General features: G+C 36.6%; 12 protein-coding genes. 1 reads left to right on the top strand and 11 read right to left on the bottom strand.

Annotated elements, in window-relative coordinates:
- Window positions 1-16: 16 nt before the first annotated feature.
- From GTK47_RS13180 to GTK47_RS13160, 5 genes are all read right to left on the bottom strand, one after another.
- Window positions 17-721: a helix-turn-helix transcriptional regulator gene (locus tag GTK47_RS13180; protein ID WP_165123870.1), complete on the bottom strand. Its 705-nt coding sequence runs from the start codon at window positions 719-721 to the stop codon at window positions 17-19.
- Between the two features lie 73 nt (window positions 722-794).
- Window positions 795-1,109: an antibiotic biosynthesis monooxygenase gene (locus GTK47_RS13175; protein ID WP_165123867.1), complete on the bottom strand. Its 315-nt coding sequence runs from the start codon at window positions 1,107-1,109 to the stop codon at window positions 795-797.
- A gap of 196 nt (window positions 1,110-1,305) precedes the next feature.
- A complete protein-coding gene (locus GTK47_RS13170; RefSeq protein ID WP_165123864.1) occupies window positions 1,306-1,704 on the bottom strand; it encodes a hypothetical protein in 399 nt (132 codons plus the stop codon).
- Window positions 1,705-1,819: 115 nt separating this feature from the next.
- Window positions 1,820-2,164, bottom strand: coding sequence for a hypothetical protein (locus tag GTK47_RS13165; RefSeq protein ID WP_165123861.1), 345 nt, complete (start codon window positions 2,162-2,164; stop codon window positions 1,820-1,822).
- Between the two features lie 81 nt (window positions 2,165-2,245).
- Window positions 2,246-2,716: a DMT family transporter gene (locus GTK47_RS13160; protein ID WP_165123858.1), complete on the bottom strand. Its 471-nt coding sequence runs from the start codon at window positions 2,714-2,716 to the stop codon at window positions 2,246-2,248.
- A 102-nt stretch (window positions 2,717-2,818) separates the two neighbouring features.
- Between GTK47_RS13160 and GTK47_RS13155 the strand changes: the two genes are divergently transcribed.
- The gene (locus GTK47_RS13155; protein WP_165123855.1) at window positions 2,819-3,718 is read left to right on the top strand and encodes a LysR family transcriptional regulator; all 900 of its coding nucleotides are present in this window, start codon (window positions 2,819-2,821) and stop codon (window positions 3,716-3,718) included.
- Between the two features lie 29 nt (window positions 3,719-3,747).
- Here GTK47_RS13155 and GTK47_RS13150 read toward each other — a convergent pair whose 3' ends face one another.
- From GTK47_RS13150 to GTK47_RS13125, 6 genes are all read right to left on the bottom strand, one after another.
- Window positions 3,748-6,396, bottom strand: coding sequence for a bpX6 domain-containing protein (locus GTK47_RS13150; protein WP_165123852.1), 2,649 nt, complete (start codon window positions 6,394-6,396; stop codon window positions 3,748-3,750).
- Window positions 6,389-8,287 carry a hypothetical protein gene (locus tag GTK47_RS13145; protein WP_165123849.1) on the bottom strand — a complete coding sequence of 633 codons (1,899 nt, stop codon included), beginning with the start codon at window positions 8,285-8,287 and terminating at the stop codon, window positions 6,389-6,391. Before GTK47_RS13145 ends, GTK47_RS13150 begins: the two co-directional genes overlap by 8 nt.
- 33 nt (window positions 8,288-8,320) lie before the next feature.
- On the bottom strand, window positions 8,321-8,749 hold the full coding sequence (locus GTK47_RS13140) for a hypothetical protein (RefSeq protein WP_165123846.1): 429 nt from the start codon (window positions 8,747-8,749) through the stop codon (window positions 8,321-8,323).
- Complete coding sequence (locus GTK47_RS13135) at window positions 8,746-9,864, bottom strand: AAA family ATPase (protein ID WP_165123843.1); 1,119 nt, start codon at window positions 9,862-9,864, stop codon at window positions 8,746-8,748. Before GTK47_RS13135 ends, GTK47_RS13140 begins: the two co-directional genes overlap by 4 nt.
- Window positions 9,865-10,001: 137 nt before the next feature.
- Window positions 10,002-10,574, bottom strand: coding sequence for a hypothetical protein (locus tag GTK47_RS13130; protein WP_165123840.1), 573 nt, complete (start codon window positions 10,572-10,574; stop codon window positions 10,002-10,004).
- Between the two features lie 193 nt (window positions 10,575-10,767).
- Window positions 10,768-12,006 carry a hypothetical protein gene (locus tag GTK47_RS13125; RefSeq protein ID WP_165123837.1) on the bottom strand — a complete coding sequence of 413 codons (1,239 nt, stop codon included), beginning with the start codon at window positions 12,004-12,006 and terminating at the stop codon, window positions 10,768-10,770.
- Window positions 12,007-12,008 lie beyond the last annotated feature (2 nt).

Genomic DNA, 12,008 nt, shown 5'->3' with positions numbered 1-12,008 from the left:
ATTCTGCAAATACGATTTATCTCTTTTCTATATTAAAGTATTGAGTCAACGCTTTATAACCTTTCTCGCTGATAGTCACTTCTCTATATCCTTGATGTCGTGTTAACCATGCTTGCGCTTCTGCATAATTAAGAAAAGCAGTGCCAATTTGTCCGCCTAAATGAAAACGACGTTCGCTCCAATCTAAACATGGGCAGCAAATATTACGAGGATGCTTTGCTTGAAATTCAAGACCCATATTTTTAAATCGCTCAAGACCTAGTGTTGTAATAGCGCGACCGTCCTCTGTTATCCATTTTTGCTGACAAAGTGAATGATAAATATCGACAGCAATTTCACCGGCTAAATGATTATAACAAGTTCGCGCTTTCCTTAAGTTTTTTGGGGTTGTAATTTTAGCTTGTGAAATATGGTCAGTAGAAAAACTCATTAAATTTTCAATAACGTTGGCAATCTCATCGTTCGCTAATCGAAAATAACGGTATTTACCTTGAGATATTACAGAAATAAGCCCGCTACTGAGTAATTTGGATAAATGGCTGCTTGCTGTAGAGGCAGAGATATCAGCTACGATACCTAGTTCCGTTGCTGTCCACGCCCTTCCATCCATTAATGCACACAATATTTTGACTCTGGAAATATCAGATATCGCTGCACCAACAGCAGCGATTGCTGACTCTACGGTGTGTTGATATTCCGATTTTATTTCTGATTTAGTCATTTTAAATTTAAGTCCTTTGCATGCTATTAATGGTGTAATAACGTGATTGTAGTAAGATCTCAAGTCTATTTAATTACAGACTTTCTGCATCAAATGAATATTCACGCGCTAAAGAGGTAATGCTAATTTTGTAAAAATCGAAAATAGACTCTCGACCTTCTTGTTGCGCACTTTTATGTAAAATATTTTTCTTCCATTGCAAAACAGCTTCTTCATTTTCCCACCAAGAAAGTGATAATAATTTTCCTTCGGATGATAAACTTTGAAACCGCTCTATTGAAATAAATCCCTCAATATCTGTTAGTAATGGCTTTAAATCAGTGGCTAAAGATAGATAACGATCCTGTTTTCCTGGTTTAATTTTGACTTCAAATATCACGGCAATCATTAGTGTTCTCCTTTAATTGGATGATAGTGAGTGTATTGATAAAAAAGGTAAAACACTTCGATAATCATTGAAATGAGCGCAATTATCTATTTTAAAAATAATAGTGTATTAGTCTGCTTAATTTTGATTTAATTAAGAGTGGTATTTTCGTTTCATTGGGCTTCGTCTCTCTTATATTAAACAGATTTTACTATAGCTATTTTTTCTGATGCGATTGACAAAACTTTCTCACTAATAATGCTGTTGCACCCCCAACTCCACCGATAACAGTGCCAAGTATTAATAGATAGATAAGCCCTGTATAATTACTTAATTTTATACCCATAAGAGGAATAGTAAACATAATAGCAATGGCAGTAGCTAATAAAGCATGTAGTATGGTTCGTTTATTTATTAAATAACCAGCTAAAAAACCACAAAGAAATAATAAAACATAAAATATAATGTTTACAAGATACAGTATTTCTACGCTTGGTAGAGGATCTTTAAATATAGAGTTAGTTATAATCTGTAAAATATATCTTGTGAATGCAAAAAAAATTATACAAATAACATAGTTAAACCATAATCTATTTTTTAAGGGAAATTTAGTCATTTTATCAATCCTCTCCACATAGATAAGTGACCATCATTAAGATAGCAAATGAGCTTAGGTCACTGATCCACGGTGTACATAATGGATTTGCCCTGTGGACTAGACGCTAAGATAATTAAAGATCCATAAAATCATCATGCTCTGAATAATAGTTAAGTGCATTAACTAAATCATCTAACGTTGCAGTTGGTTTTTGTTCTAATGCTAAATCAATAACATCCGCAAACTGCTGACCAGAATATAAATAAACGAGGTGATTAATTTGCACAATATTAGGATAGATTTCGTTATCGTTATCATCAACGTCAGGATAATCTGCAATAAAATACTGACGCCCTATTCTTAATTTATCTTCAATATCATCTTCACCGTATAAACAAAAATTATCATCTCTTGACTCAATTTGCTTCATTGCCAATATAAGATCTGTTAGGTGATATTGGTGATCTTTTTGCAACATATATAGGCTCTCAGTAAATTTAACAGTAAATGATTGATAATAGCGTACAACGTTTATAGAGAGCTACGCTATAGCTTAGTCTTATTTTCGTGAGAACTGGACACATAAAACGCCTAAAATAACCAAACCAATTCCCAAAATCTTACTTAATGGAATAGAGTTTTGGCTCATACCAAACCAACCAAACTGTTCAATTAAAGCAGAAATAACCAGTTGCCCTGCAATCACCATTACAAAAAAGGTCGTACTACCAATTTTAGGTACTAAAATTAAAGCAGAAGTTAGATAAAGCATACCAGCAATACCGCCAAACCAGATCCAGATAGGTTGACTAAAAAGCTCAGTGCTGAAGTTAGGCTTAGGCACTTTAAAGATAAATAAAAGTGGAATTAAAACCGCAATGCTGATTAACAGTGATATTGCACTTGCCCATAAAGGATGGCCTAATTGGCGCGCTAATATAGCATTACTGGCAGCTTGAATGGGCACTACTGCACCGGCAAGTAATGCCAAAACCGCAAGTAAAAGCCCAGATAATGATAGTGTTGACATAGTAACCTCTTAATAAATTACGGCTAAAAATAAATTAAGGGGATGTTAATCAATGATGTTATCTTGAGGAAATGAACAATTTTATAAGGCACTATTCGTGATATGAATAACTTAAGAAAACTAGATTTAAATCAGTTGGTTACTCTATTTTATCTATTGCGAGAACGCCATGTAAGTCGCGCAGCAGAGCGATTACATAAAAGTCAGCCAACAGTAAGCCATACTCTCAATAATTTAAGAGAGTTGTTCCAAGATCCGCTTTTAGTGAGAAAAAATGGTCAATACCAATTAACTAGTAAAGCGGAATCACTTTATCAACCGCTGACTCAAGCATTGGAACAACTCGATAATCTTATTGCACAACAAGACTTTCAGCCGAGGGATTGTAAAAGACGCTTTAACATTGCAATGTCTGATTATGGTGCAACGCTAATTTCAACTAAGTTAATTCATTATTTACATACTTATGCACCTGATGTTGATTTGAAAATTTGGCACAGTAGCCGAGAAGAAATGCAAAGTAAGCTAAATGAAGGTAGTTTAGATTTAGCGTTTGGGGTGTTTAATACTTTTGATAATACATTGCGTTCGAAATCAATTTTTACCGATAAAATGGTCAGTATGATCGATAAAACGGTATATCCTGAAAAAATAATAAATTTAACAGAGTGGCTGTTAGCACCCCATATCTTAGTGAGTATGAAGCCTTTCGATGCCAATGAAATAGACCATCAACTTCAATTAATACATCAACAACGCCGTATTGCCGTCACTGTGCCTTATTGGCAAATTGCCCCTCAATTATTAGAAAATACTAATTTAATTTTGACGATTGCTGAAAAAGCCATTCCTCAAAATATGCGCCAGAAATTTTCTATATTCCCCCCTCCTATTGATATTCCTGAATTAGAGTTTCAGATGATCTGGCATCAACGTAGTGATAATGACAATGCGCTTAATTGGTTAAGAAATACCATTGTGGCACTTTTAAAAGAAGAATAAAAAATCATATTCTTCTTTTAAGTTGATCTTTATTTTAAAAGCAAACTCAATGTATTTATTCGCCCATTGTTCCAATTAAAATGCACTAAACGCCCTGTTTTGTCGAAAAAATACCATTGGTGAAATTCACTTCGATATTGTGGCGCTAGGTTTGTAGGCCATTTAAGCTCAAAGCTACAGTGATTTTGATTGTTATATAAACGAAATATAGTTAACTCATTTTCTTGCCAATAAATTAACGTGGCTGTCCTTTTTATTAAATGAAAAGAACGTTGTTCTTCAATAGATTGAGTATTGGGCAACTGTAATCGTTGTGTATAGTGTGAGTTAGCTGAGGTTAGCACGCATTTATCATGTTTTATGCCGTAGTATGAGTTAGACATGAGATCATATTTTAATCCCTCATTTAAATGATGAGGCAGGCTTTCTCGTTGAGTTAATCGACGTTCAGGTAAATCATATGACCAGCGTTCTTTGGGATCACTATTAATGAGCCAATATTCAGTATCATTGTGGCGAAGAATTTCAATAATATCACCATTCAATGAATCAATATTCCAAACGATTTTAAAGTCATTTTTAGTATCAACAACTTGTACTGTATTGTTATTGGCAATAGTCCAAAAAATACCATCAAAAACACGAGTAAAAACAGTACATTTCAGTGTGCCAAGCTCTTTGATCGACTGTGTTGTGATTGCTAATGAATGAATTTGGAAGTAATTACCTCTTGGTGCTAATAATAAAGCGCTTTGGTAGTTTTCTGCGATAACAATATGATAAGTTGGCGTTAAATTATGCCAAAGCTTTTTCCCTGTTTTATCGGTTAATAACACCCCAGACTCACCCAACGCGATAAGATATTGATGATCATTTAAGGCAATCACATCATAAATAGCGTAAAGCCCTTGTTCTGGAATAGTCGCTGAAATAAAGTGGTTTTGTGCATCTAAGGAATAACGTTTAGCCTCTGGAATATCACTATGAGGCATATCTGTTTTTAATAGTTTATTGGTACTTTTATGAATAAGTTGGCTAATTTCTTTTCTTTCTAGTACAGAATTCGCGCTATATTGATCAACAATAATAGGTCGAATAAGTTGGTTAATGAGTTGTTCTGTTAATTTAGTCTGCTTAGGTAGTGCTAATAGTTCTCTTACTAAAATGGCACGTTGAATAGTTGCAAGTGGCTCGTTACATATCTTTTTAATTTCATTTTGATATAAATGAACAGTGTCAGGTAATAAAAATATTGATTTCACAAGACTGCGTAGGCTTAATTCTCCACCAGCTTGATAGGCTATTTCTAACCAATGCTTAGCTTTATCACGGCTTATATCATTGTTTAATTGCCAGATAATATCGATAGCTTGTAAATAATCTTCACAGTCAACTAGGTATGCAGCCCATTCTTCACGCATTTTATCTGCAATATCAGGATGTTTTTCTTGTAACTGTAATATGACGTAGGAAAAAGCATTATGCAGGCGAGCATAAATAACAGCAGAATCAATATCACCCGCTAAGCAGTATAAACGAATAATACGCTCGGGCCGCATTTCCCACATCCGCGCCAGTTCTGCCGCGTGTTGATAGCGTTGAAAGCTTTCCAAATAACTCAGAGCTTCTTCTTTTTCTTGTAACAATTCAGCGAGAACAAACAGAGCTTCTTCATTACAGCCAGCTTTATCTAGCTTTATAAACTGTTGACGATAAAGTTGTTTTAAATAATTTTGTAGTTCATCTCCAAAATAAAGACTTTTATGCCCTTGTTGATCAGCTGATATCTCCAGTTTATTTCGCCCTTTTAATCTCCCCAAATAAGGTGAAGGTGTTGTTTCTTGGTTTTCTTGATATTGACTAAGCGGAATACCATGACGTAATGCTTGATCGACATCGCCGTCTTCAAACATTTTCATCATTTTATTAATATAATCCGCTTGTTGCTTACTCATCATAGAGGCTAATCCACTTTTAATTGAAAGCTTATTTAGCCAACGTTGCCACGGTGATAATTGAGATATCGTTTTAGATGAAGAATGCATTGCTTCACGATTTTGAGGCGCAAGAAATTTATTAATAATTTTCTGAGTCAGTGAGGATGACGCTTTTGCTTGAGGTGTTTGAGATGGCGATGTTGAAGTGTTTTCAAATATCGTCTTTATAAATTGCTTTTGTTGATCTGCTGCCGGTGGAATATTGTCACCAATAATCGCTCTAATATTTTTCTCTTCTGACAATGCTTGAGGTTTTATCTCATACAGACTGGCGTAGTTATCAGTCTCTTCAAAATGAATCCCTTTAATATCGAGATAATCAGCAAGTGAGAGAGGTTCAGCTTGCGAAAATAGAAGCGTTGTTACAACACCACTACGAACTAAAGCAAGATCTGCATAAGGCAGTTTTTTTATCTCATCATTATCTAGAGGTGCTGTGCTATAAAGGCGACCGTAACGAATTAAAGGCCATCCCTCAATGGATGAGCAATCCACCGTTTTATTTTCAGTAAAACAGAGAACATCTCCTTGTTCGAATCGATAAATACGACAATTAGCTTGCCAATGTTTTATTAAATAAGTCAGCCGTTGAGTCTCGTTAAACCAGTCATTCGGTAGCCATAAACCTTCAATTTGACGATATCCCAATAACATTGGATGACGAATATAATCGTTATGCATTTTGAGCGTCACCTTCTTGTTCAATGGTATACAGATTTAGGCGTAATTGTTTTTGGTATACGTCATAAACAACGACTTGAGCATGATCTGTTAATGCAGCAAATAGGCCTTGAGATGGGCTAAATGAGTAACGTGTAAACGGATTATCTGCACGATATAAGATTGCTATCTCGCCTTTTGAATAACTGGCAATATTTCGTTTGTTAGGGCTGATCATCAAAATATTTAAGGTGGTTAAATCTTTTTCTATAGAGTCTTCAAGTGTTGGATAAAAAAGTCCTATTCCTTGCCATCCTTGAGGTAAGTCTATTTGATAGCCATAAACCTCATCAATTTCCATATTATAAACATGCCAACTTTGTCGATTAGTGTCTAATGAAATGGCACAAGAGATTGATTTAGAGCCATCGGTATATTTATGGTGATAGGCAAATAAGACAGCTCTTTGATAGGAAATAAATTGAGTAAAATAGAGTCGATGTTGGTATTTCTTTTGAGAAAAGTTTGCACCCGTGACCATTTGGACTAATTCACTACTGTCATTGAGATAAATATACACAAGTAGGTTGTCTGCTATTTTCTCTATACCAAGGACTTTCTCTTCAACAATTTTAAAGGCGTTTTTTTCTTCAGCATAAATACTGGATGAGAAAGCGACTAGCCGTCTTGCCCTATCATGAACAAATAAGCTGGAATATTCCTTATTTGATAAATAAGCACTGGCAAGCGTATTACCTCGCCCAATACCTGCTGAAAACATCTCATCGGAAGGCCGAGGTATATAAGAGAGTTTGGGTAATTGCCAAAAATAGAGGCCATTATTGTTTGAAAGCAATGCACCTATCTTTTTTCCGTGACACTGTAACGCTAAAATAACATGATCATCAGGATACATTTGGTATACAAACGGTTTTTTAAGCGAACTATTTTGATTTAATCTATTGAGTGGTGGAATTTTAATAACCACTAACCCTGGTTTACCTAATAAAGTGACACCCACTGCGCTACCATGAAATGAGATAACAGGTGAAAACATCAGTGATATTTTGTATTCATGCTGATGTGTATTTTGCGCTGAAGGCGGTCTTAATTGTCCTTTTAATAATCGCGAACTTAATGCTCTAGGTGGCGTTGGCAATACAATATGGCGTTGAAAATGTGGTGTGCGAATATTGACATCAATCGTTTTATTGAAACAATCATCTCCTGTTAGTTCGATATGATGTGTTGAGGTAATTTGTTTCAATATAGGTTGTTGATGAGCGCCTGTCACTAACCAAATCTCGCCATTTTTTACATCAGTGTCTTCGGCAATAACGTTTTGCCAATGCGCGATATTTTCTGTTAAAACAGGTGAATAAGTCCGGCGTGTCAATAATTCGCGTAGATCATTTATGGTGTTTAACGGCATTAATGGAATGATTGATTGCAACGTTCCCCACATTAATGTGCAACCCGCTTTTTCTGCTCGTTGTGCCAATATAATAAGCATTGCAATATGCACTAAGCGGCATTCACCCAGTTGCGAAATACCAGTATCAAAAAGCACAGTGATCTGATTTAAAGATTGTTGAGATTTATAGTTTGGCGCCAAAAAGAGATGTTCTGCATTAATGGCACGTCTCATAAATTCATCAGGTACTTCATCAGATATTAACCATTCACTAAGTAGCAGGTTTTGATAATCTCCTTTACGCTGTATTTGCCCTATCCCATCTGGTTCAGGTAAGCCACCGAGTTGCTTTCCCTGTACAGGGCCTAATACACGACTTAGACGTTGTAATAGGTCAGAAAATGCAGGAATTAATTCGGGATCTAACCCGCTAAGCCAAGTTTGCCAAGGTTGTAGCGCTTCGGGCAACGAGGTGGATTGTGTTGTGGGTAATGACATGATGATAAACCGATCCTTGTATCACATTATATTTCACTCAAAACACAATTGGGTGAGTGTATCCCGTAGCGTTGGTGTTAACGTCCACTGATTATCTAAAGGGATCACCGTTTGAGGTGATGGTAAAAGTAATAGTGGTTGGCGTTTAAAATGCTGCACTAAGGCTTGTTCCACCAGCCCATAAGGTAATAAAAGCTGTTGGTGTATAGGGAGCCATAATTTTGCTGTTTGAGTAGACGGTGCAATCAGCGTTATATTTTCAGCCCAAGGTAAATCAGTCTGTTTCCCTAACACAATAAGCCGATGTTGACTGGTGATCACTTTTAACCGTTGTTGCTGAACATCAGGCAAATGAATAATGCGTTCAATAAGCTGTTTAGCCGTTATACCTGTTGCATACACCCCTTGTGATTTAGGGGGCGTTGCATTAGGTTGCCAAGTGAGAGGAAATGTTGGGTTCATAATAAGTGACTAAACTGTATCGCTAATTGTGTACGTAATATAGCAAGCTCTTCACTTAACATCTCTGTTGAGAAGTTGGCATCTATTTCTCGTAACGTTAGTTCAATATCCGCTTTAGATACAGGGTCTGCATTGAGAACATCGGTTGCTCTTTCAATTAAACGGTTCATACGAGATTGAGGTTGTAATGTTGCCTCTTCTACGGAACTAAATAATCGAGAGTTCATTGAAAGTGAGAGTTCTTGTCGTAAGATTTCACGTCCTTGTTGCTGCGCATCTTCAGTAGGAAGTACATACAGTAAAGGCCAGAGATCTTGTTCTGTCGCAATCTCTCGATTATTGAGTACGGTTGCGGCAGCAATAAGACGCTGAACACGAACAATACGTCTATCTGAAAGCGTGATCCCTGCATTTCTTAATGAACGCACGGCATTAGCAATCAACGGTCTAACTTGTGTTAAATCGACGTTTTTAACGGCAAGGTGCAATTCATCTAATTGAGCAATATCGAGTTGAGCTGAAAGTTGAGTCAGGCTTGAAGCCCATCCGCCTTCAAGCATGGCTTCTAGTTGGTGATCGGGTACAGAATCAATAAAAAGATGAATAAGAAAGCGATCTGAGAATGCAGCAAGGTTCGGATCATCAGGTAAACTATTCGCTGCTCCAATACATACTTTTAATGGGCTAATAATATCGGTATGACCACGTTTAAATCGACGCTCATTTAAAATACCTAATAAAGTATTTAGAATGGCTGTCGAACCTAGAAAAACCTCATCAAGAAAAACAATATCTGCTTCAGGTAACATCCCTGTGATATCGGTTTCAACTTTACCTTCTTTTAGTTTTTTGAGATCTACGGCACCAAATAACTCTGAAGGTTCAGTAAATCGCCCTAAAAGGTATTCAAAATAACGTCCACCCAATGTTTGAGAAACTCTGCGTACAACCGCACTTTTCGCTGTACCAGGAGGACCAATAACCAGTAAATGTTCATGAGCGACTGCGGCTAAAATAACTAGTTCAGCAAGTTGCTCGCGTCCAATCATACCTCGTGTTGAGCATTGTATAGCTTTACGAATATTATCGATAATTCCATTTATATTTGATGTCATATTTTTATGTATAAATTAAAAGTCTAACGACGACGGAGGGAGATTTATGATAATTTTTTATGTGGCCAACCCTTTTAATTCAATCTGAGTTAAAAGGGTTTGTATAATATAACCCACAGTGTGATTATTTATAATAACTACATTTTGTTTTTGTTATAAAATTTTTCGCCACACATTAATTTGGTAAAATCAGCACTTACAGTAGCTATTGATACAGGTTGATCTTTAGCAATATAAATAAAAGACTTTCGAATTTTATCTTCTTCGCTGACTTCTCTTAATTTGCCGTCAATCACTCTATCAGAGTCATAATTTACGCAATAACCGAGAGTTGTTGAGGTCTTTTTATCCTTTACCGTCATGATGTCATGATATTTGAAACGGTAACCTTGATTTTCTCTAGCAAGGTCTTCCTTAGCATCTTCCCCTATAGCAAAAGGGCTTGAAAGACGTGCGATCGCATCTACATATTCCGCGTCCATTTTTTTACTTACAAATTGCCTATCTGAGGCATTTGCTACGCTATAAATAACACCTTGTTGAGTCGTTTTTATACTATACGCTTCCCATTCTTGGGATTCTTTAATGTAAGGCGCAGTATTCTCTAAAATAGTAGTGAATTTATCCCATGCTTCAAACGTTGAGTTACAACCTGAAAGTAACAGTGTAGAACTGCTCAACAGTAGTAACGCCAGCATCTTTCTTTGCATTTTTACTCCATAAATTAAAAGATAAATTTAATGATATATCAAATTGTTAACCTATTTGAGGTTATCATCTTCTAGGTTAAATTGTATGCTCAACTTCCTAGGAATATGCTTAATTTCTTTACAAAACATTCACAAAACGATGAAAGCAATCCTTGTTATAGTGAGAGAAGCTAGATTGAGAGAAACAAGCGGATTAACGCGCTTTTCTTCTTTCGGTTGCAATATCAAATGCCAAGCTTCTCAAATTAGGTGAATGATTGATTAATGCGCGATGCGTTGATGCTTGGCTAATAAAGGCAAAGCTTTCGCCCCAAGGATGTTGATAGCGATCACGTACAATAGGCGCACGCCAATATTGCAATAACCCTTCTAAAGGAAGGTGGTCGTCACCGACTGTTAATGTTTGAGCTACTAATTGCGGAAATTCACGTTTAATATCTTTGGCTTGTAAATACCAGCGATCTCTACCATAAATGGCAGCTTTTAACGTGATATTGTTATCGCTCAAATACCATACTTGTGGCACAGCTTGTTCATCTGTGTTAATTCCTGAAACCGCATCAGTAAAGCGTTTAGCACATTGTAGATTCTGTGCCAGCGCCTCTCTTACTCGCTGATTCTGTGCTGAACTGATTGATGTTTTATAAGGGCCTAAGCGATAGCGCTCCCAACATGCCTCATCATAGATATCAAAATCATTTAACGCTCTGCCGTAGCTATCTATTACCACAGGATCAGGTGGCAATAATTGGTATACAAAAGGACAACCGCAAACATCATCAGGAGAGAATCCATAAAGATAGCGACTTCCTGCGTAATAACCCGTCTCCATCATGGATAATGCTTGAAATGTACCGTGCCAAGGTGGGCCAAAAGCGTACCATTTAGCCACTAATGCTCTGTTTTCTGGTGTGGTATGGCGTAACCAATAGCGTATTGCAAGATTAGATGCAGATTGTGCAATAAAAATAAAAGGTTGGCTTTCGCCAAAAATAGTTTTCAGCCGATTAACTTCTCTATCAATAGCATCCACCAGCAATCGATGATCCGCTCGCCAATCATGGGCAAGAAAAAACAGATCTTGCCCTTCGCGATAGCCTAATGCTGTTTCAAGCACATCTTTAAGCTCTTGAGTGACCAGTGTGCTGACTAAATAAGGGACAATCGAAAATGCGTGTAATTGCTCAGTGGCTAATACGCGAGGTGAATGCTGAGCGTTGGGATGTTCATATTCATAATCACTTTTTGTAAAGACACTACGATGATCACCCCAAATAAAAGCCTGCTTTTGTCTATCAAAAAGCTTAGTCCCTAAAATTCCCGGTAAATAAATAATAGGAAGATTCGGTATTTTATCATCAAGTTTCGCTTTACGAATTTGAGCCGCAATAAGCTGAGCATGTATTAATGACCATCCTCTATTGAGTGGCATAT

This window comes from Proteus sp. ZN5, assembly GCF_011046025.1.
Classification (GTDB): Bacteria; Pseudomonadota; Gammaproteobacteria; order Enterobacterales; family Enterobacteriaceae; genus Proteus.
The sequence above is the reverse complement of the archived record's forward strand: the minus strand, read 5'-3'. Positions and strand labels throughout refer to the sequence as shown.

What these genes read in the sequence shown, in the direction of transcription:
- GTK47_RS13180 (WP_165123870.1), bottom strand. Translation starts at nt 721, where the DNA reads ATGACTAAATCAGAAATAAAATCGGAATATCAACACACCGTAGAGTCA.
- GTK47_RS13175 (WP_165123867.1), bottom strand. Translation starts at nt 1,109, where the DNA reads ATGATTGCCGTGATATTTGAAGTCAAAATTAAACCAGGAAAACAGGAT.
- GTK47_RS13170 (WP_165123864.1), bottom strand. Translation starts at nt 1,704, where the DNA reads ATGACTAAATTTCCCTTAAAAAATAGATTATGGTTTAACTATGTTATT.
- GTK47_RS13165 (WP_165123861.1), bottom strand. Translation starts at nt 2,164, where the DNA reads ATGTTGCAAAAAGATCACCAATATCACCTAACAGATCTTATATTGGCA.
- GTK47_RS13160 (WP_165123858.1), bottom strand. Translation starts at nt 2,716, where the DNA reads ATGTCAACACTATCATTATCTGGGCTTTTACTTGCGGTTTTGGCATTA.
- GTK47_RS13155 (WP_165123855.1), top strand. Translation starts at nt 2,819, where the DNA reads ATGAATAACTTAAGAAAACTAGATTTAAATCAGTTGGTTACTCTATTT.
- GTK47_RS13150 (WP_165123852.1), bottom strand. Translation starts at nt 6,396, where the DNA reads ATGCATAACGATTATATTCGTCATCCAATGTTATTGGGATATCGTCAA.
- GTK47_RS13145 (WP_165123849.1), bottom strand. Translation starts at nt 8,287, where the DNA reads ATGTCATTACCCACAACACAATCCACCTCGTTGCCCGAAGCGCTACAA.
- GTK47_RS13140 (WP_165123846.1), bottom strand. Translation starts at nt 8,749, where the DNA reads ATGAACCCAACATTTCCTCTCACTTGGCAACCTAATGCAACGCCCCCT.
- GTK47_RS13135 (WP_165123843.1), bottom strand. Translation starts at nt 9,864, where the DNA reads ATGACATCAAATATAAATGGAATTATCGATAATATTCGTAAAGCTATA.
- GTK47_RS13130 (WP_165123840.1), bottom strand. Translation starts at nt 10,574, where the DNA reads ATGCAAAGAAAGATGCTGGCGTTACTACTGTTGAGCAGTTCTACACTG.
- GTK47_RS13125 (WP_165123837.1), bottom strand. Translation starts at nt 12,006, where the DNA reads ATGCCACTCAATAGAGGATGGTCATTAATACATGCTCAGCTTATTGCG.